Annotated in this window: 14 protein-coding genes; 5 read left to right on the top strand and 9 right to left on the bottom strand. The window is 39.9% G+C overall.

Annotated elements, in window-relative coordinates:
• Positions 1–183 carry a zinc ribbon domain-containing protein gene (locus HJC33_RS00950; protein ID WP_171656913.1) on the top strand — a complete coding sequence of 61 codons (183 nt, stop codon included), beginning with the start codon at positions 1–3 and terminating at the stop codon, positions 181–183.
• A 95-nt stretch (positions 184–278) separates the two neighbouring features.
• Here the strand turns inward: HJC33_RS00950 and HJC33_RS00945 are convergent, their stop codons facing one another.
• The 9 genes from HJC33_RS00945 to HJC33_RS00905 form a co-directional block, all read right to left on the bottom strand.
• On the bottom strand, positions 279–1,118 hold the full coding sequence (locus HJC33_RS00945) for an endonuclease/exonuclease/phosphatase family protein (RefSeq protein WP_171656912.1): 840 nt from the start codon (positions 1,116–1,118) through the stop codon (positions 279–281).
• Positions 1,115–2,743 carry a sulfatase family protein gene (locus HJC33_RS00940; RefSeq protein WP_171656911.1) on the bottom strand — a complete coding sequence of 543 codons (1,629 nt, stop codon included), beginning with the start codon at positions 2,741–2,743 and terminating at the stop codon, positions 1,115–1,117. The genes HJC33_RS00945 and HJC33_RS00940 overlap by 4 nt, the downstream gene beginning before the upstream one ends.
• 116 nt (positions 2,744–2,859) lie before the next feature.
• Positions 2,860–5,136, bottom strand: a complete 2,277-nt coding sequence (bglX, locus tag HJC33_RS00935; protein WP_171656910.1) for a beta-glucosidase BglX — start codon at positions 5,134–5,136, stop codon at positions 2,860–2,862.
• 37 nt (positions 5,137–5,173) lie between these two features.
• Positions 5,174–6,562: a glucoamylase family protein gene (locus tag HJC33_RS00930; RefSeq protein ID WP_171656909.1), complete on the bottom strand. Its 1,389-nt coding sequence runs from the start codon at positions 6,560–6,562 to the stop codon at positions 5,174–5,176.
• Positions 6,555–7,925, bottom strand: a complete 1,371-nt coding sequence (locus HJC33_RS00925) for a glucoamylase family protein (RefSeq protein WP_171656908.1) — start codon at positions 7,923–7,925, stop codon at positions 6,555–6,557. Before HJC33_RS00925 ends, HJC33_RS00930 begins: the two co-directional genes overlap by 8 nt.
• Positions 7,926–7,975: 50 nt before the next feature.
• Positions 7,976–10,348: a LamG-like jellyroll fold domain-containing protein gene (locus HJC33_RS00920; protein WP_171656907.1), complete on the bottom strand. Its 2,373-nt coding sequence runs from the start codon at positions 10,346–10,348 to the stop codon at positions 7,976–7,978.
• Between the two features lie 30 nt (positions 10,349–10,378).
• On the bottom strand, positions 10,379–11,920 hold the full coding sequence (locus tag HJC33_RS00915; RefSeq protein ID WP_171656906.1) for a RagB/SusD family nutrient uptake outer membrane protein: 1,542 nt from the start codon (positions 11,918–11,920) through the stop codon (positions 10,379–10,381).
• Between the two features lie 10 nt (positions 11,921–11,930).
• Complete coding sequence (locus HJC33_RS00910; RefSeq protein WP_313777721.1) at positions 11,931–14,951, bottom strand: SusC/RagA family TonB-linked outer membrane protein; 3,021 nt, start codon at positions 14,949–14,951, stop codon at positions 11,931–11,933.
• A 255-nt stretch (positions 14,952–15,206) separates the two neighbouring features.
• Complete coding sequence (locus HJC33_RS00905) at positions 15,207–17,963, bottom strand: helix-turn-helix and ligand-binding sensor domain-containing protein (RefSeq protein WP_171656904.1); 2,757 nt, start codon at positions 17,961–17,963, stop codon at positions 15,207–15,209.
• A 327-nt stretch (positions 17,964–18,290) separates the two neighbouring features.
• Between HJC33_RS00905 and HJC33_RS00900 the strand changes: the two genes are divergently transcribed.
• The 4 genes from HJC33_RS00900 (at position 18,291) to HJC33_RS00885 (ending at position 22,013) form a co-directional block, all read left to right on the top strand.
• Positions 18,291–19,271: a formylglycine-generating enzyme family protein gene (locus HJC33_RS00900; protein WP_313777720.1), complete on the top strand. Its 981-nt coding sequence runs from the start codon at positions 18,291–18,293 to the stop codon at positions 19,269–19,271.
• Between the two features lie 396 nt (positions 19,272–19,667).
• Positions 19,668–20,033: a response regulator transcription factor gene (locus tag HJC33_RS00895; RefSeq protein ID WP_171656902.1), complete on the top strand. Its 366-nt coding sequence runs from the start codon at positions 19,668–19,670 to the stop codon at positions 20,031–20,033.
• A 4-nt stretch (positions 20,034–20,037) separates the two neighbouring features.
• The gene (locus HJC33_RS00890; protein ID WP_171656901.1) at positions 20,038–21,267 is read left to right on the top strand and encodes a sugar transferase; all 1,230 of its coding nucleotides are present in this window, start codon (positions 20,038–20,040) and stop codon (positions 21,265–21,267) included.
• Entirely contained in the window at positions 21,216–22,013 is a 798-nt protein-coding gene (locus tag HJC33_RS00885) for a TolC family protein (RefSeq protein WP_171656900.1), read from the top strand. The genes HJC33_RS00890 and HJC33_RS00885 overlap by 52 nt, the downstream gene beginning before the upstream one ends.

Below are 22,013 nucleotides of genomic sequence, written 5' to 3'. Positions count from 1 at the left end.
ATGCTGGAGCATTTCTTTCAATGTCCTTATTGTTGGGAAGAGATCTCATTTCTTTTGGATACTTCAGTTCATCAACAAACTTATGTTGAGGATTGCGAAATTTGCTGTAACCCTATTGAAGTTTCCCCAAAATTTGAACATCAAGAGCTGATAGCCTTTGAAGTTCAGGTCTTGGGACAATAAATGACTGAATTTGTCACTTCGAGCACGGTCGAGAAGTCTTTCAAACAAGATTTCATTTAGGTCTCGACTGCGCTAGATTTGACCATAGTATAAATTTATTGGGCCATCAGTCGTAATTCTGCATAAACAGGCAAGTGATCCGAGGGATACCTACAATCAAATGAATCGCTCAAAATTGCACTTTTTATAATTTTAATATTTTCTGGGGATGTGAAAATATAATCTATCCTGTTCTTCACGGGTTTGGTAAAATCGAAACCATTGAACGTCCCTTTAGGGCCATGGGCATCACTTCCAGCAGCAATTTGGGTGTCCAGCATTTGTTCCGTGATCAGTTGAATGCCTTTGGAATCGCTTTCCAAGTTAAAATCCCCCATCAAGATTACAGGTAGATTCTTAGGGTTGAATTGTTTTATTTTCTCAAGGATTAATTGGGCACTTTTTTCTCTGGCAATCTTGCCTCTATGGTCAAAATGGGTATTGAAAAGTAAGAATTCAGATGGATTGCTCTTGGACTTAAAATGTCCGTATGTGCAAATTCTGGGAAGGGCAGCGTCCCAATCTTTAGAGGGTTTATCTGGAGTTGTGGATAACCAAAATGTACTTTCTTCCACAACTTCAAATTTATTGTGATTGTAAAAAATAGCTGTAAACTCGCCACGGTCATCACCATGATCCCGACCAATACCAAAGTAGCTGTATTCTTGAAGACCAGTATCTAAATCCTTTAATTGATTGATCAAGCCTTCTTGTGTTCCAAAAACATCTGGACCAAAGAATTTAAGCTGAGAAATGAGAAATTCTTTTCTGTATTTCCAGTTGTTCTCACCGTCTTCGGGATTGTCATAACGGATGTTGTAAGACAATACACTGATGGATTGTGCTTGTCCATACATGCCTATTAAAAGTAGTATTGCCCAAAATGTTTGTTTCATGATTGGTTCTTTTTAAGTAGTCCTTCAAAAAATTGATGTGCTTTTTCAACTTCCTCCTTCGGAGCATTTTCAAATTCTTTATCGGTTACTTTGTAAAGCTCTTGAAGGCTGTCCAGTTTTTTGTGCATTATGGGAATGATATCCGCATACGCTTCATCCTTGATGGCATTGTACATTTCTTGAGGGTCTTTTTCCAAATCATAAAATTCCCACTGGTCAATATCATCATAAAAATGGATGAGCTTATAGCGCTTGGTGCGCACTCCGTACTGTTTTTTTACCATATGGAAGGCAGGAAAATCGTAATAGTGGTAATAAATAGCTTCTTTAAAATCATCCGTGGATCCATCCAAGAGGGCTTTAAAAGATTTTCCCTGCATTTGGGAAGCATAGTCCAAACCTCCAGCCAAGTCCAAAAAAGTCGGGGCAAAATCCAGATTTTGGGTAAGGGCATCAATTTCAGTACCTGGAGCAATAACCCCAGGGAGTTGCATAAGTAATGGCATTCTTAGGGATTGTTCGTACATAAAACGCTTGTCGAACCATCCTTTTTCACCCAAATAGAACCCTTGATCTGAGGTATACACCACTAAAGTGTTTTCATCTAAACCGGTTTCCTCTAAATAATCAAGAATCTTTCCAACGCTTTCATCAACAGAAGCAACGGTTGCCAGATAATCCTGTAAATAACGCTGTCCTTTCCAGATGGCCAATTCCTTTCCGGTTAAATTCGCTTCATGAAAGGCGTTGTTTTTAGGGAGATAGGCCTTGTTCCAGGCATCCCATTGTTCGGGGGTCATGCGCTCAAAATCACTGGGCCAAGGATTATGGTCCAATTCAGGACTCCCATAAGCTTTGGTCATTTTTAAGTCGTGGCCCTCGTACATATCCACATAAATGGTTTGTTCTTGTTCCACAGAAGCTTGTTGATCTAAAAATTCAGGGAAATAGTTTTCGGGTAAGGGAAATGTAATGGAATCGTATTTGTTGGCATGTCGCAAAGCGGGCATCCAATTTCTATGGGGAGCTTTATGATGGACCATCAATAAAAAAGGCTGTTCAACACTATCTCTTTGTTTGAGCCAATTCAGCCCTTTTTCTGTGATGAGGTCTGTTGCGTAGCCCTCTGTCCAAACCGTATCATTTCCTTTGATGAATTCTGGGTTATAGTATTTTCCCTGTCCATCCAAAATTTCCCAATAATCAAAACCAGTGGGAACGCCATGCAAGTGCCATTTACCTACAATGGCGGTCTCATATCCAAGTTTTTTTAGATGTTTGGGCAAGGTGGCCTGATTACCATCAAATCGCTCCCCATTCATTCTAAAACCGTTGATGTGACTATGTTTTCCTGTTAAAATAACAGCTCTGCTGGGACCGCAGATGGAGTTGGTGCAGAAGTTATTTTTAAAAATCGCACCATTTTTAGCCAAACGATCTATGTTAGGAGTGGGTGCCAATTTGCTGATTTCATGGCCGTATGCGCTAATAGCTTGTGATGCATGGTCATCCGACATGATAAAAACAATATTGAGGGGCTTTTGCTCAACTTCTGGTATGGTCTTCTCCTGTTTGCAGGAAACAGAAAGAACGAGCAATAGGATTACGTAAAGATTTTTGCTCATTATTGGTTGATTTTGGTTGGTATTTCTAATTTTTCAAATCTCTAGACCATACTGGCCATAAAAATAAAAATAAGACAAGTTATGGTCGTATCTACATATATTATGGATATGTAAAGTTATTTTAGGATAAAGGATGTTTTAAGATCGCAAGTGGAATCTGTTCCAACAAACACCTCAAATTCACCCGGTTCAGCAACAAACTGTAAAGTACTGTTGTAAAATTTCAAGTCTTCTGGTTTTAAGGTAAGTGTAATTTTTTGACTTTCACCTTTTTTTAAAAAAACCTTTTGAAAACCTTTCAATTGACGTGTAGGGGGAGTAATACTTCGGACAACATCTCTGAGGTACAATTGCACCACTTCTTCTCCATCGTAGTTGCCAGTATTGGTTACGGTAACCATTACTTGAACAGATTCACCTTCACTTATTTCTGATTTGTTCACATTTAGGTTGGAATATTCAAAATTGGTATAGCTCAACCCATATCCAAAAGGAAGCAAAGGACTATTGGATACATCCAAATAGTTGGACTTGAATTTTTCAAAAGTGTTTTCTGGGGCCGGTCTTCCTGTATTTTTTACACTGTGATAGATGGGGATTTGCCCAACATTTCTTGGCCAAGTGGCCGTAAGCTTTCCTGAAGGGGCATAATCGCCAAAAACTACGTCAGCTATGGCATTACCGGCCTCTATACCTGGGTGCCATACTTGTAACATGGCTACAGGCATTTCAAACTCTTCTGGGATTGTCAGCGGTCTGCCACTCATCAAAACCAAAGCCACAGGTTTTCTGGTTTCCACTAAAGCTTTTATCAATTTCTTTTGGCTTTCCGGAATGGATAAATCAGTTCTGCTGGCAGCTTCACCACTCATTTCAGTAGCTTCACCCACAACAGCTACAACTATATCAGCTTTTTCCGCTATGGCTATGGCTTCATGGAGCAAGGTTTCGGGGGAACGCTTATCTTTTAATATTCTAGGCCCGAAAACGTTCACTTTTTTTGCAAATTCTTTATCATTTGAAATGTTGGAGCCCTTCGCATAGCTGATTTGGGCATCAGGGGCCACATTTTTGAATCCTTCCAATACGGTAACTGCCAATTTAGTATCTCCGGTGGGAGCCCAAGTGCCCAGCATATTGTTTCTGCTATGGGCCAATGGTCCTACTAAGGCTATTTTTTGTTTTTTATTGATGGGAAGAATTTCATCATGGTTTTTAAGCAATACAAATGAACGAGTGGCCAATTCTCTTGCAAGAGCTCTATTTTCTTCTGTTAAAATATCTTTTTTAGGTCTATCGGCATTAAGATAACGATATGGGTCTTCAAAAAGGCCGGCCTTATATTTGGCTTCCAAGATTCTTCTACAGGCTTGGGTAATTTCTTTCTCAGTAACCTTACCTTCTTCCACGGATTTTTTAAGTGTGGTCAGAAAGCCTTCACCCACCATGTCCATATCTAATCCAGCTTTTAGGGCCAATGTTGAAACCTGTTGCAAATTGCCAAGGCCATGGGCCATCATTTCGTTGAGAGAAGTATAATCGGAAACAACAAAACCGTTGAATTTCCATTCATCACGAAGTAAATTGGTCAATAGCCATCGATTTCCAGTTGCCGGAATACCATCAATATCGTTGAAGGAGGTCATTATACTTGCTACACCGGCATCAACAGCGGCTTTATAAGGCGGTAAGTACTGGTTATACATTTTGATTTTACTCATGTCCACACTATGGTAATCCCTACCTGCTTCACTAGCTCCGTAGAGTGCAAAATGTTTTACACAGGCCAGCATGGTATGGGGAGCGGTCAAATCATCACCTTGATACCCTTTGACCATAGCTTCGGCAATTTTAGCTCCCAAATAAGGGTCTTCTCCAGCACCTTCGGCAATGCGCCCCCATCGGGGGTCACGAGCAATGTCGACCATCGGTGAAAAATTCCACATGATGCCATCGGCGGTGGCCTCTTTGGCAGCCATCTGAGCTGCTTTTTGAATCAAATTCATATCCCAAGATGAGGAGAGGCCCAACGGAATGGGATAAGTTGTTTTATACCCATGGATTACATCGGAACCAATCAACAACGGAATTTTTAGGCGGGAATGTTTTAGGGCAATGTCTTGTGCTTGTCTCACCCTTTCTGGGCCAGCTACGCCAAACAATCCACCTACTTGCCCTGCTTTAATTTTAGCTTCCACATTTTCGCTAACTACGGAACCTGTTGCCACACCGCCACCAGGAGTGAGTAGATTCAATTGCCCAATTTTTTCTTCAAGAGTCATTTGTTGAAGCAAAGCCTCTACTTCTGGAATGGCAAATTTGTTTTGTCCCCAAGCCAAATTCACCACGAGTAGTTGGATGACAAATAGGGCTAAAAGTCGGGATGAATTCATGTTTAAGTAATTTGGGTTTATATATTGATTCAATTACCTAGTTGTTGTACTGAAAGCCGAGTTTGTCCAAGCCGACTTGAACATCTTCATTTTGCATGAACAAATTCCACAAAAGACCAGTTCTATGGTTTTCTATCATAATAATTTGAGGACCTTGGTCAATGGCCAAATAAGCTTCGGCCACCCAAAAGTTGTGCTCTGGACTAAAAGCATCGTAAAATCCTGCTGGACCCAAAAGTTTGTCTTTGTTCTTATAGTAATAGTGCATGGCACTTAGTGACTCATTAGGGGTGTATGGAATCGAGCTGATGGCGGCTGTAGGAGATATAACCCCTGTGTCGTTGGCGGGATGGTGTGCATTGTAACCTATTGTACCACCAGCATTTCGAGAATAGCTAGCGGTTAGCCCCCAACAATCTTCACCGTAATCTTCAAAGCCATTAGGATTCTCCACACAGTAGTTGTAGTTTATTTTGGAATGGTTGACGTTTACGTTCCAATAGTTTACATATTCATCGGAAAGGCCATTTGGATTGAGCCCGAGATACGAATAATGAGCCCAAAAAAGAGGACCACCATATTCCAGGGCACCGGCATGCCTTACCAATAATGGGAACCCGTACTTATTGTTGGGGTAGGTAATTCCGCCATTAGATGCCCAGCCATTGGTATACACTTCTTTTTCAATACTGTAATCAGGAGAAGCTGCTGCCAAAACATAGGCAATCAATACCTCATTGTAACCTTTAAGCTCAAGATTGATTTGAAACCCAAAATTTGGGCTCCAATGCCAGTACAACGCATTTTTATTTTGGGTATACCAATCCCATTCTACTCCTTTCCAAAGTTCGTCAGCTTGTTGGGCCAATACCTTTTCAGGGGCACTTCCATTTTTAAAATATTCTTTGACGCAAATCAGACCTTGTGTTAAAAAAGCGGTTTCCACCAAATCACCTCCGTTGTCCAATGAGCTAAAGGGTATTGCGGAGCCGTTGGAACCATTGATCCAATGCGACCAAGCTCCATGAAAACGATCTGCATTTTCCAAAAAATCCAAAAGGGTACTTAATCGTTCCACCCCCTGTTCCCTAGAGATGAAACCTCGTTCAATACCAACCAAAATAGCCATTAGACCGAATCCAGTTCCTCCAGAAGTTACGACATGGGCATCCCTATTAGGGTCATCGGGATGATATCTTTCTTTTGCTCCACCTGAGTTTGCCTCAGCAAAATCCCAGAAATATTTGAAGGTTTCCGCTTGTGTTAGATTTAAAAGATCTTCATCACTTATAGTGGGTTCTTCATCTGGAGGCGTAGCGGTATCGTCATCTGGGAATTCAATAGGTGTATATGTATAGTCGTCATTACCACCACAAGAAGATAAAAGAGTGGTAGCAATCAAAAAAATATATATAATTCTAACCATTGTTTTTTAAATGTGGACTTTGAAAGCCCAGTTTTTGCAGTCCTTGTTGTACATCTTTATTGGACATGAACAATTTCCAGAAAAGCCCACTTCTGTAATTTTCAATCATCACAGGAATAGGGCCTTGATCTATGGCAAGGTATCTAGGGAGGTACCAATCCTTTTCAAAACTGAATGCATCAAAAGGTCCATATTTGCCAATAAGACTATCATGATCTTGATATAAGAACCGAAGGAATTGCATGCTCTCTTTTGGAGTATATGGAAATGATGACAATGCTGCGGTTGGTGAAATCACACCAATATCGTCATCTGGTCTATGACCGGCATACCCTTTTAGAGAATAGCTGGAGGTCAACCCCCAACAATTTTGCCCATAACCCTCGAAACCTCCTGGGTTTTTCATGGCATGTTTGTAATGAATCAGTGCATGGTTTTTATTGAGGTCCCAATAATTTCCATATTGATCGACCAAATCATTGGGGTCCAATCCTAAATAAGAATAATGTGCCCAAAAAAGTGGGCCTACTGGCGAGTTACTGTGCTCATAATGATTCAATTCCGTTTGCAAACCATAGTATATTGTGTCATTTTCAATAAGTCCATCCCTGGCCCAACCTTTTTCGTAAACTTCCTTTTCAATAGGATAAGTGGGAGAAGAAGCTGCCAAAATGTACATGATTAAAGCTTCGTTATACCCTCCAACCGGAAAATCCATTTCCCACTTATAATTAGGGCTCCAGTGCCAGTACAAGACGTTTTCTCCTTTTGTGTACCAATTCCATTCCACTCCTTCCCAAAGCGTTTGAATTTTTTGGGCAAGCTTTTGTTCGCGGTCATTATCATGGTTGAAATATGCTTTTGCAGTTAAAAGACCTTGAATCAAAAAAGCAGTTTCCACTAAATCACCGCCATTATCTTTGGTGCTAAATGGTGCAACGGTTCCATCTGGATTTAACCAATGGGGCCAAGCACCGTGAAAACGCTCAGCTTTTTCTAAAAAAGTGGTTATTTTTTCGAATCTTTTTAAAGCTTCATCTCGGGTGATGAAATCACGTTCTACTCCCACTAAAATGGCCATTATCCCAAAACCTGATCCACCAATGGTAACAATATCTTTATCGTGTGCAGGGTAAATACTATCTAAATGGATACGTTCACGGGCTAGACCAGAATTAGGTTCAGCACCTTCCCAAAAATAATTGAAGGTCTGCCGTTGAATAAGATCCATAAGTTCTTCGTCAGAAGAGTTGGGGCCCAAAGTATTTTGGGCCACCAACTTTTTCTTGGAAGTTCCTGTGCCATTGCATCCCGCTACTAAAGACACCATGGCACATATAAAAATTACTAGAACTATCCTCATTGAAACTAAACTAACTAACTCAAATAACTAAATTGATCTATCACTATTTCTTAATTGTCCATTACTTCTTGGATTTCCTCTTGCGTGAGTGCCTTATCAAAAAAGTAGAGCTCATCTATATAACTGAGGTCGGATAAATGGTTCCATCCAATGAAGTTTGGCGCGCCAGAACCTATGGAAAGAATGGAACAGTTTTCCCAACTGATCGTTGCCCCGGTCATATCTCCTGTATTTTCAACGGGTTCTCCATTGAAATAAATTCTGGTGGTAGTGTCATCAACTACAAATGCGATGTGTACCCATTCATTGGCAGTTGCATCCAATACATCTCCATCATTCCAAACACTGCCCGTATCTGCGCCTACATGAAGTTTGATGCGTTGTTCGTCGGCATTCCCTTCTCTAAACAACCTGAAGCCGGCAGAAAGGTCATTATCCGTGCCATTCATAGGAGGACTAACTGTTAATATACCCGCCCTGTCCGGATCAGAATTCACTTTGTACCAAAATGCTCCGGTGAACTGTGCGCTAAAAAGACCATCTATTGGGAAAGTCAAATATGAATCAGCAGCCCCTGCATAGGCATCTGTGCCACCACTACTTTCGCCTGCAAACCCTGTTGTTCCTACTACAGTTGGGTCAGTATTTGAGTTAGCTTCGGTGTTGGAGCCATCAAAAGGCATGTATAGGGTTGAACCGAAATTTTTAGGGGTAAAGGTTCCCCCGGCAATCTCGGCAACTTCTTCTGGCGTAAGGGCTTTATTGAAGAAGCGAAGCTCGTCAATAGCACTGTAATCTGATAAGTGATTCCAATAATCAAATGTTGGCCCACCAGATCCAATGTTAAAGGTGTTACAGCCTGTCCAATCAATAGGTGCAGACATATCTGAAGAGCTTACTTCACTTCCATTAAGGTAGATGGTGTTTTTATCAGTTGCGATAGTGAATGCAACATGTACCCATTCACCTGCGGTTACATCAATTACGTCACCATCATTCCAACTTTCTCCAGTGCCAGTACCCACATTAAGTTTAATGCGTTGCTCATCAGCACTACCTTCTCTAAATAGTCTGAAACCTTGGAAGCGATCTGCAGCGTCATCTCCTATTACTATGATTCCGGCTCTATCTGGGTCTGCATTTACTTTGTACCAGAATGCACCACTAAACTCGTTGGATAGTAATCCATCAGCAGGATAATTGATGTAGGAATCCAAAGCACCTAGGTAGGATTGACCTTCTTGACTATCGTCTGTGAATCCGGGAGAGCCCACTGAGATTGCAGCTTTGCTGCCAACAAGGTCAATGTAATCCCCATCAAAAGGCATGTAAAAGGATTCACCAGGGTATACAGGAGTATAAGGATTAAGTGCATTCAACATGATTTGGATATCATTCTGGTCCAGTGCTTTATTGAATATGCGCAACTCATCTATACCACTACTATCAGATTTATGGTTCCAATAATCAAAAGTTGGCCCGCCTGCACCAATGGTCAGAACTTCGCAATCCGTCCAATCGATAGGAGCGGCCATATCAGCTGAAAGCATTTCAACCCCATTGAAATAGATAGTACTCTTTGTTTGGGAGATGGACATGGTAATGTGTACCCACTCGCCAGCAGTTACATCTATGACTCCACCATCGTTCCAACTTTCTCCTGCTCCGGTTCCCACATTAAGTTTGATACGTTGTTCTTCAGCACTTCCTTCACGGAATAATCTAAAGCCTTGGAACCGGTCATCAGCATTATCACCAACAACCAAAATACCTGCCCTATCTGGGTCTGCACTTACCTTGTACCAAAATGCAGCACTAAATTCTGCATTGTCCAGACCATCCAAAGGAAAATTCAAATACGAGTCGGTGGTTCCTTTGTATGCATTGGCACCTACAAATCCACCACCAGCGAAACCTGGGGTTCCAACTTCCTCGGCCTGCTGAAACCCAATCAGGTCCATATAATCACTATCAAAAGGCATATAGAAAAGTTCTCCTTCAAATTGCGCTTCATAAGGAGGGGACTTAATGAAATTTACTTCTTCGGTTGAGGTTTTTCCTTCTAAATCTGAGGCTATAACGGTTAATTTATGGTCCCCATCCTTCAACCCTTGATAGGTGAATTCTTCTAAAATAATTCTATAATCCTTGAAAGAATTGAAAAGGGCTATTTGGGTGCCATCCAAAAGAACCTTTACCTCCTTTACTTCGATATCGTCAGTGACCTTTACATCAACATCCAATGAAGTTTCTTCTTCAAATACTTTGATTTCAGCTCCTTCAACTGGCGAATTGATGGTGATCTGTGGGGCAGTTTCGTCCACTCCCGCAGCTACTTCTGTAATTGAGTCAATGCCTTGTTCGCAGGCCGCAAGCAATACAATTGCTATGGTGCTCAACGCTATTTTATATATGCTTTTCATCGTTCTGTTTTTTTGGTTATGCCCCTGTGTTTAGTTATCAAGGATTGGGAATTGGTCAACTTGTGCCTGTGGATAGGGTAAATAAGCCTTATCCTCAGTAAAGGTTCTGCCATCGTAACTTAACTCGTTTGTTCTTCCCAATCGAATCATGTCGAAGTATCGTTTGCCCCATTCCATGCTTAATTCGGCGAATTTTTCATCAAGCACTTGGTCCAAGGTCACTCCAGACAATGGGGTCATTCCTGCGCGCTCTCGTACAAGATTTACAGCTTGATCAGTTGTCATTTCTGAACCTGAAGCGCCTTGGGCAAGGGCCTCTGCATAGGTCAGCAAAATTTCGGCGTAACGGATGATGTTGAAGTTTTTGTTACTGCCGTATGAAGTTCTTCCTGGGATTAGTTGGGTGGAAGGCAAATAGTGTTTGCCGCTGGCAAAAAACGCCCTTGCATAATCATTGATTAAATCTCCATCTCTGGTTGTGTTTGAAACAAAAGCTGGGAGTGAGGCATAATTGGGGTCGGTCTGCAACTCTGCAATGCCACGATCCGTGAAAAGCACGCTGGTTTCCAAGCGTACGGTTTCTCCCCTGTCCAGCATAAATTTGATAAACTTCATACTGGGTTCGAAGAAGCCCCAACCACTTGAAGCCCCTTCTACTGCTGGAGTCCAGTTCTGTGGGCCATAAGGCGCGTACAAATGGGCTTCGCGATCTCCTTCGCCTTGTCCAAAATCGGAATATTGCATGTCAAGAATGCTTTCATCACTCAACTTACCGGGGGTTTTGAACAGTTCATAATAGTCTGGAAACAAGCTGAACTCACCTGAGTTGATAATCTCTGCACAAGCATCTGCCACTACTTGGTAATTGCCCAATTCTTGATTGGCCAATGCTTTTATGGACAAAGCGGTATAAACGGTGGCTCCGCCAGGTAAATCTGTTCTTTTATTTGGATGCATGTCCAATAAGTATGGGATAGCTTCATCCATCTGGTCAGAAATGTGTTGCATCACCTCTGTTTGGGTCGGTAATGTTTCTACTTGTTTGAGCTCCCCTGTATCTGATGAAGTTGGAATGAACACATCTCCCCAAACTTGGGAAATATGGAAAAGCATAATGGCCCGAATAACTTTAGCCTCTGCTATATATTGATTTCCAAGCGCCACACCAGCATCATCTGCCAGTTCTTGGTATCTGGCAATCTGTTCCATTGCTGTATGGGCAGAAATCACATCCACATAAACATTTTCCCATAGGGAATTATACATCCAATAATCTTTGTTATAGTTGAAAAGGTCTGTTTCTGCAAAATCGGGTTGATCTCCCAATCCACCAGCATTTACATCATCACCTCGAACAGCAATAAGCAATGGTTGTTCCCATCCCCTGGATTGGAATGCTTCGTATACACCAATAAGTGAGAGAACCATATCTTCTGTCTTGGTAAAGTCAGTACCGCCGGCAAAGTTGTTGTTCAATTCCGGTTCATCGAGTTTGTCCGTGCACCCTACTATGGCCAGTGAAAAAAAGACCAATAGTGCTTTCATTTTAATGTTAGTTGTAAACAGTTTCATAGTGATTTTTTTAAATTTTAATGTTTACTCCAACTGTGTAAACCGCTGGAATAGGGTAGGTCTGGTTATCAACTCCATTGGAAACTTCAGGGTTAAAGCCATTATAATCAAATAAGGTGAGTGGCTTTTCTGCGGTAGCGTATACCCTAACCTGAGGCATTCCCTTTAGGCTACCATCTTTATTGACAGTATATCCCAGGGTTATATTCTGGATCCTAAAGAAGTCACCATCTTCAATAAACCAAGTATTCAATCGTTGGTTCCAAGATTTACGGATTCCTGCGGATGAGGGGTAACTATTTGAGGTGCCTTCACCGTGCCAACGGTTTACTGCGAAATCTCTGTCCCAGTTGGTATCGTTGGTGAAAATCACCTCACCTCGCTTACGATTAAGAATAGAATTCCCTCCTTGACCGGTTGCACTGGCTGAAAAATCCCAAGCTTTATAATTAAAACCAATGTTGAAACCATAAGTGTATGTAGGAAGGAAAGAGCCCAAAACTGTTCGGTCATCATCATTGATTTCGCCGTCACCATTAATGTCCCGATAAATGAAATCTCCAGGAACCAAATCATTGGCAACAGCTACTGGGTCTGCTTGGATTTGTGCATCGTTTTGATACACACCTATGACTTCTCTTCCGTAGAAAGCAAAAATGGATTCACCGACAATAGAACGCTGTCTAAATTCTGCAGTACCGGCATCCAAGAAAGGTTGCCCTCCCAAGTCCAATACTTCATTGCTCAAGGTGCCTAGGTTTCCTCCAATGCTATAACTAAAATTATCAGAAACCCTTTTATTCCAGTTTAAGGCAATTTCAAAACCAGTGTTTCGTATTTCGCCAATATTTTGTCTTGTCGCACCTGGAATCAAAGGGCGTTCTACCGGAATTACCGCATCTTTAGTGTCTCTTACGTAGTAATCTGCCTCTAAGGAAAGGTTGTTGTTGAACAATCTGGCAGAAATACCTGCATTGATTTCTTCTGTTACTTCCCATTTTAGTGCTGTAAAATCGCTACTGGTATTTAAACCACTGAACAATACGTCGCCAAGAGCTGTAGTAACTACGGTTGATGTGATAGAGCCTTCACTGGAGGGGACCCTATCGTTGCCTAATTCTCCCCAGCTACCGCGAAGTTTCAAAAAGTTTACCGCATTGCTGTTTGGAAAGAAAGATTCTTCAGATATTACCCAGCCAGCTCCAACGGTAGGGAAATAGCCCCATTTTTCTTGGTATTTATTGGTGCCATCCGCTCTAAATGTTCCATATAGCAGATAGCGATTATCAAAGTTATAAGACACCCTTCCAAAATAGGATAGTCCATATTCTCGTGCACCATCATCAAAAGTTTGTTCTTCAACTATAGTTTGTGCTTGATCTATAAAATAAGCTTCTTCACCGGAAAGTGGAAAGTTTAAACCTTGAGCTTGCAAGAGGTCGAAAGCTTCATCTCTAAAGGAAATCCCTCCTAAGACTGTGATATTGTGTTTGCCAAAAATATCAGTATAAGTTAAGGTGTTATCCCATATTTGATTAGATATAGTGGTTTCTCTCTTTAATAGGGATGCATCTTCCCGCTGAAAGTTATTCCCAACAAAGTATGGTAACCTTACCTCGCGTCTATTGGTGTTTTGAAAGTTGTGGTTATAAGCTGTTTTAAATTTTAGTTTTCCAGGAACCAAATCCACCTCTGCGTAGAAATTTGCCAATACATTTCTTGATTTCTCGCGGTTCTCACTAAAATCCATAGTAGGAAAAGGGTTTTGGCCTCCTCTGTACCCTAAATCTTGTGCATTGGCATAGTTGGTAGGAAAAACATCAGGTTTTTTCAACAATAATGGGTCAAACACAGGTAATATGGGCACTGCATAATAAGCCAAACGCCAGGCAGAGTTTTCCGCATCATATCTGGTGGAATTACTTAAAACCATGCTTCCACCTACTTTTAGCCAATCATTGACTTGAAAATCTATTTTACTCCTAAGATTGAATCGTTCATATTCGTTTTTCATTTTGAGAATACCTTCTTGAGAGAAGAAATTGGCACCTATAGCATAGGTGGCTTGTTCGCTACCTCCAGTCATATTTAAACTATGGTTTTGAATAAGGGCCTGACGAAGGATTTGGTCGTACCAGTCTGTGTTAACATCGGGGATATTGGGATTGACCCGACTACGTCCGTAGCGTTGCATGGCATTCAAAATGAATTGAGCATCTGGGTCTGAGCCAGATTCCAAGGCCAAGGTTGTAAACTGCTCGGCATTGGCCATGGTCAATACATTTTGAGCTACTTGATACCCTGTGTATCCATCATATGTTATTTGTGGTTTTTGATTGAATTTTCCTGATTTTGTTTCAATAAGAACAACTCCATTAGCGGCACGAACACCATAAATAGCGGCAGCTGAAGCATCTTTTAAAACAGATACAGAAGCAATATCTGAAGGATTCAGGAAAGCAATGTCATTATAAAATGCCCCATCAACTACAAATAAGGGAGCACTTGGGTCGGAGTTGTCAAAGAGATTTGGGTCATATGAACCCACACCTCTTACTCTTACCGTAGGGGATTGTCCGGGACCTCCACTGTTTACGATTTGTAGACCTGCAACCCGACCTTGGAGTGCTTGCATGGGTTGGCCTACTGGCGCTAGGTCCAAAACTTCAGAATCTACAGTGGTAATAGCAGAGGTCAAATCCTTAACTTTTAGCTCACCATAACCTATTACAACAACTTCATCTAGCGCTTGGGTGTCTTCTTGTAGTGTTACATTAATGGTATTTTGACCATTAATAAAGACTTCTTGGGGCGAAAAACCGATATAACTAAAGATCAATGTGCCATTGCTGGGAACATTGTTTAGAGTGTAATTACCATCAAAATCGGTTTGTACACCCGTAGTAGTATTTTTAAGGATGACATTGGCACCGGGCATTGGGGTTCCTTGATCGTCCGTAACTGTTCCGGAAACCGTCATGTTGTTTTGGGCCACAAGTGCCATGGAAAACAACATTATAGGTATTGACAACAAGAGGTGTTTAAATTTCATAATTACATAAAAATTGAGTTAGATTTTTACCAAATTAATAATTCATGTGTTTGAAAGCTGAGCTTCACATTACATAAAAATTACATCATTGTGGAAATGAGTTTAGAAATAGGCCAGCAAAGGGTTTGCAGTAGTGAGATTGTTTATTTGAGAAATAAATTTTAACACATTGATGTAGTAATGAAGTAGTATGAATTAATGGAATAATAACGTTGATGATGTAAGATAATTCCTTTAAAATGTTATTAGAAAGTTGGATAGGTTTTTTGAATTATCAATTTGAAGCTTTTTTCTGAGTCGATAACGATGTATCTCAACGCCTCTAATTGAGATAGCCATCAATGGGGCAATTTCCTTTGTGGAAAGGTTCATTTTTAGATATGCGCAAAGTTTTAAATCCTTTGGAGTGAGATTGGGGTAGGTTTTGAGTAATCTTTCGAAGAAATCTTCATGGAGTTCCTTGAAATTCACTTCAAATCTTTTCCAATCTTCTGTGTCTTGAATGGAATTGTTCAGTTTTTTGATGAAAGATCTATATCGAAGCGAATTGGAAAACTTGTCCTTGTTCATCACCAACATATTTTTCAGTTCAAGAATCATTTCATTCTTTTTGGCAATATTTAAAGTGGTGCTTGCCAGTTCATTTTGTTTGAGTCTTATTTCCTTGGCCAGTTTTTCTTTTTCAAGGTCTGCAAGTTTCTCTTCTTGTTCTTTTTGCATTCTAAGCTCAATCTCGTGCTGTTTTCTCTTTAGCTTTTTTTGATTATAAAAACGAACTAGGAATATAGTCCCAATACCAAGGCCAACATATAGCGCAATCATTAAGTTGGATAAAAACCAGGGAGGAGAGATTTTAAATGCGATTGAACTAGTTTCGGAAATACGATTATCTATTCCCACAGTGGATATAGAAAATTGATATTGGCCATGAGGGAGGTTTTGAAATTCTATAAAACCATTTTCGGCCCTGCCTGAATATTCCTTGGCCCCTTGCAATTGATATTGGTAACGGGCTTTCATGAGCTGGGGGGCGGCCACTTCCAAAGTAACTATTCTCGAATCATTATATGGAATTAGAAGGTCATCTGAAGAAACATGACTTAAACTTGTCTCGTCATGAAGAGCCAATATTTCCGGAGCCGGTAGTACTTGGTTGATCAGCTGATTTTTCAATTCACTCTGGTCAATTTTGGCAAAACCATCATTAAGCGTAACAAAAAGAGTGGAGTCATTGATTCTTACCATTTTTTGAGAATCAGGAGCCAGACGTTCCCGAAGGGGTGTATCCGAAATCAATAAACTATCAGATTTAAGGTCGGTGTGTACAATTTCCTTGTTCTCATCACTATCCACAAACCAAAAATGCTGGTCATCAAAGAAGAAAAGCTCTTTGCCATTAAATTTTTGAAATTCATCAAAGCGTATGATACGATCTAAAATTGGGTCATATTTGAGCCATTTTCCCTCGCTATTGAAAATTATCTGGTTTTTAATGTTGAAGATTTTGATGTTGTATTCACTTGGAATACTATCCTTGGCTCCGTAGGCTTTAACATGAGATATTGAATCATAGTTTTTGGCCATATGAATTCTATACAATCCTTTGTAAGGATGAACGGCCCATAAGGTTTCTGGGTTTTCAAAACAGAACTGCTTGATGGGAAAATCAACTCCCCTTATTCTAGTGATGTCCCAAGCTTGTTGCCCTATCCTTTCAAATCGTGCAAGACCATTATAGGTGCCCTGCAGATAAAGCTGTTTCTGTTCGGGTACTTTTTTGATTTCATACCCTCCTGAAATATCCGCGATTCGGTTAAATGTATTTCCTTGGATTTTATAAGTGCCGGTATTGTGTCCGCAGAGCAAATCCCCATCTACTACTTCTAAATCCCAAACATGTCCTTGGGAAGCGTTCACAAAATTGAGTTGATTCTTTTCAAAATAAAACACCCCAGTATTACTGCCTAAATAGAGTTTGTTATCATGCCAAGCGATATCGTATACCATACCCAAAACTCCTGAATAATCTGTGTAATAGGTAATGGGATAGTCTAATCTAACTCTAGCAAGACCGTTGTCAAGACCTAACCATAGCTGGTCCTTAAAATTCAATAGAGAAAGTACCGTATTGTTTTGCAACCCGGATTCCCTATTGATGATTTTCGTGTTATTGGTACTGGGCTCATAAACATAGACACCGTTTTTAATGGTTCCCAAAATCAATTTGCCATCTTCCAGAGACAACAGCTTGTTCAATTGATGCAGTTTAAGCTCTTCATTAATGGAAGTTTCCCATGGAGTTGCATTATTTCCATCAAAAAAATAACATCCATTTAGTTTGGTGCCCAATAAAAGTCCACCATTATATTGAACGATATCTGTAATGGTTTTATCATGCAATAGTTCTTGATTGTCTAAAGGGATTATTTTATCCCCGTCGATTTTATAAAGACCCTTGTTTCCGGCAGCAACAATGACTTCTCCTTGGTAATCTATAAAGTCAGATATTACCTCTACAGGATCTAATACTTGGATTTTATCATTTTCATATTTATATATGGCCGAAAAGGAACGGAAATACACCGCATTTTCAACAGGTAATATTTCCCAAAATTCTTCGCTGGTAAACTCATGTTCTTGGATGAGATGGGTAAGGGATGTGTAGTGTAAATCACCTAAAGCATCTTTTTTCCAAATACCAAATTCTTCATAGGATCCCGTGTAAATATTGTCCCCTTGAACAGCAACTGAGCGAATTATGGTATTGTTGGGCAATTTGTTAAGCCTCCATTTTTCTCCATTATAAAATAAAAGCCCTTTGTTGTTGGCCACAAAGAGTTCACCTTTTTTGTTTACCGACAATCCCCAGTTTTTACTTCCTCCTTGATACTCGAGCAAGGTATAATTATAGATGGGGGGAAGAAGGTTTTGACCATGCAAAAAGTAAAAGCATGAAAATAGAAAAAAGGCCAATAATTTAAGGGTTCGCATTGTTTAATTAGTTCAGTGCTGCTTAGTTGATAGTTGTTTAATGAATATACAAAACTATGTCCATAGCTGAAAGAATCGCTATTTACAGGAATACATCATAAATACATCATCAATACATCATCAATAAACCATAGCTAAATATGGAACAATGCATTGTATCTTTAAATCGATGTTATAAGTTTTACAATGTTGCTCAAAAGATTCACTTTTTTTCTGACAGTTTTAGGTGCAGTTATGTATTCCTCGTGCAAAAAGGATGCAAAAAATCCAGTAAAAACTCAAAATGATGAACCAAAATGGTCAGTAATAGTTCAAAAACCTGATAGTGTGGCTACACCACTAGGAATGGTTTGGATTCCAGGAGGTGAGTTTGAGCAGGGAGCTGTGGATAATGATAGAATGGCCATGGGGCATGAAAGACCAATTCATGCTGTTGTGGTTGATGGATTTTTTATGGATACCACTGAAGTTACCAATGCACAGTTTGCCAAGTTTGTTGAAGCAACTGGATATGTCACCGTTGCTGAACGTCCAATTGATTGGGAAGAACTAAAAAAACAAGTTCCCGCAGGAACCCCAAAGCCCAATGATTCTTTGCTGCAGCCGGGGTCTTTAATTTTCAAGAACCCTAATATTCCTATAACCAACTTAAACGATTTTACCCAATGGTGGGAGTGGAAGGTAGGTGCCAATTGGAAACACCCTAAAGGATCAGAAAGTACTTTGGAGGGAAAAGAAGATTTTCCAGTTGTCCATATAGCTTTTGAAGATGCTTTGGCGTATTGTAAATGGTTGGGCAGAAGATTGCCCACTGAGGCAGAGTGGGAATACGCTGCACGCGGTGGTTTAACGGATGGAATTTTTCCGTGGGGAACAGATTACCAAAAGTTGGACCAAAATGCAAATACGTGGACAGGTACATTTCCTATGGAAAATAATTCAAGCGATGGCTATACCAATAAATCTCCTGTTGGTTCTTTTCCTCCCAATGCTTATGGACTGTACGATATGGTGGGCAATGTATGGGAATTTACCCAAGATTGGTATCATTCTGGGTATTATGCTGATTTGGCCCAAAAAGAAGCTACGATTATCAATCCACAAGGGGCAGAAATAGCTTATAATGCTTCTAATCCATTGGCAAAGGAAAAAGTAATACGAGGTGGTTCTTATCTATGCAATGCCAATTATTGTGCTAGTTTTAGGGTTTCGGCAAGAATGGCCAACTCTTTGGATTCTTCCCAAGAACATTTAGGTTTTAGAACCGTAAAATCTATTCCAGCTAGAGCAAGCGGCATACAAGATTAAACCGCTAATAATGCCTTTGCCAATTTTCTGTGTTCAACTGATTTAAGGAATTCAATTAAGAATCTCTCATCTGTGGTTTTCTAATAACTTCCGATATTCCATTTGTCGTTTCAAAAGCGTAATTCATCTACCCAAATACATCGTTTAAGCCAGATTGAGACCCAAAGAATATATGTGGATTTACTTTTAGCTGCAGGCGTTATCAACTTTAAAAACTAAAATCGAAAGGCAGTAGCTTATAGTATTTGTGGCTAACTATTGAGTGTCTTTTTGTAGGAAGGAGCACTTATATTTCTAAGCTGACAACAACTTAGAGTTGTTTTGCAACATTAACTACATAAAAAGTACTATTAATCTTACTTTACGTTACAAATAATACCACTAATCTTGTAAAAAATGGAAATCTTAGTTATTGATGATAAGAAATCGTTGAGTGAATTGGTCGCTCAATTTTTGGGACAATCTTATTCGGTTTCTACTGCTGAAAATGGCTTAAAGGCAATGGCCTGGATGCAATCTGGTAATCTCCCCGATTTAATCATTACCGATTTGGAAATGCCCGAAATGGATGGTTTTGAATTTATTGAGAAGACAAAACAAAGCGGTGTTTTTTCTGAAGTGCCCATAATTGTTCTTAGTTGTCGAGAAAGTAGCGGTGATAGAATTAGATGCCTAAAACTTGGAGCAGACGACTATTTGGTAAAACCATTTAATCCAGAGGAATTATTGATAAGGGTGGAAAAGCTTCTTGTAAGACAATAATACTATGGAGATAACTACTGAAAAGAAAATTGAAATACTATATATAGGTATAAGCGAAGAATTTGCTTCGGAGTTCCAAAGTGGAGGCCAATCGGTTGGCGTTACTATTGCTTCAACTGTTGATGAAGCTCTAAAATGGCTGCATAGTATCGCAGACTTTAATGATGGAAAATGGGTAAAAGCACCCCAATTGGTCGATGCAATTTTTTGTGAAAAATATATTGCTCCATCAGAACTTGAACAATTCAGACAATATCTTCATAAAGTATTTGATCCTGGAAAAAAGATTCCGTTTGTGCTTTTAACCCATAAAAAGCTCAAATCAGACAAATTGGAAGCCTTGGAAAAAGGATATGACGACATTTTTGTTCATCCTGTGAATATCGATAATGTATTGCAAAGAATCAGTTTTTTGCAGGACCTAAAAAAGAATTTGCGTGAGCAGGAAATAATTTCCCATTCGGCGAATATCAAAAAATACAAAATTGGCTTTTTTAAGCGCAGTTTTGATATTCTTCTTGCAGGCAGTGTTTTGCTTGTGGCAGCACCTTTTTTATTGCTTGTAATTCTTGCCATCAGGCTTGAATCAAAAGGTAAGGTGTATTACATCTCCAAAAGAGTGGGTACCAGTTATAAAATCTTCAATTTTCTCAAGTTGCGCTCCATGTATCCAGATGCGGATAAAAGGTTGAAGGAATTTGAGCACTTAAATCAGTATGCCCATGAAGATGAAAATACCATTGAAGAAGGAGCATTGGAAAATATAGTTCAGAAGAAGGGTGCAGTACTATTTGGTGATGAAGAAGAGGTGGATGAAAATACGCATAACCAAAAACGTCTTCAACAGGCTGAAAGGGCATTTGTCAAATTTGATAATGATCCAAGAATAACCAAAGTAGGTAAAATCATTAGAAAATTAAGTATTGATGAATTACCTCAGTTGATAAACGTATTAAAAGGAGATATGTCAATAGTGGGCAATAGACCACTTCCGCTCTATGAAGCAGAATTATTGACCACCGATGAATGGACCGAAAGATTCAATGGTCCGGCTGGGATTACAGGTCTCTGGCAAGTTGAAGCCCGCGGAAGGACATCAAAAATGTCCCCGGAGGAAAGAAAACAACTTGATGTGAAATATGTGGAATATGCCAACAGCAGGTATGCTTTTTTAATTGATATGTGGATAATTCTGAGAACGTTCAGGGCTGTATTCCAAAAAGAGAATGTGTAGAAGTAATGGTAAAAAGATTTGGACTCATATTAGCAATTATAGTAATTGCGAACCTTTCACACGCACAGTCTATTGATGATTTTATAAAGAAAGGGCTCGAAAAAAATGATATTTCCAAGAGTCTACCACCACTAGATAGTCTTATTGAAATTGCCAAGGATAATTCCCCTCGTCTCAAGTTTTTTGATGCGGACCATGAGTATTGGTCAGGAAACATAACATTGGCTAAGAGGGATTGGTTGCGCAACATCAATTTAGAGGCCGGTTACGGATATGGGATCTTTGATAATTTAAGCAATCAGCAAATTGCCGGTGACCCTGGCAGCCAAACTCTGTTTTCCACGGAGCAAAGTAGGTACACGGTCGGAGTGTCTTTAAAAATGCCGTTGGCCAGCATTTTCAATAGAAATAGAAACATTAAAAATGCCAAGGCAGAGGCTGATAAATCAAAATACAATAAAGAATATGCCATGTGGGAGTTGGAACAGCTCATTGTAAGGCAGTATAACGATTTGCTCAAAGCGCACCGCCTGTTTTTCATTTCCAATACCATTGTTGAAACCTATAAGGTTCAATCCCTCCGGGCAGAAAAAGATTTTACCAATGGGATAATTAATGTGGCCGAATATACGCGTCTGCAACAAATGTTGAACCAAGCAATAAGTTCATACGAATCACAACGGGCAGAATTTTTGATAGCGCTCAAGTCTTTGGAGGGTACTGTGGGCATCGAAATACCAATTTAG

The organism is Flagellimonas amphidinii, from assembly GCF_013090115.1.
GTDB classification, from domain to species: Bacteria; Bacteroidota; Bacteroidia; order Flavobacteriales; family Flavobacteriaceae; genus Flagellimonas; species Flagellimonas amphidinii.
The sequence above is the reverse complement of the archived record's forward strand: the minus strand, read 5'-3'. Positions and strand labels throughout refer to the sequence as shown.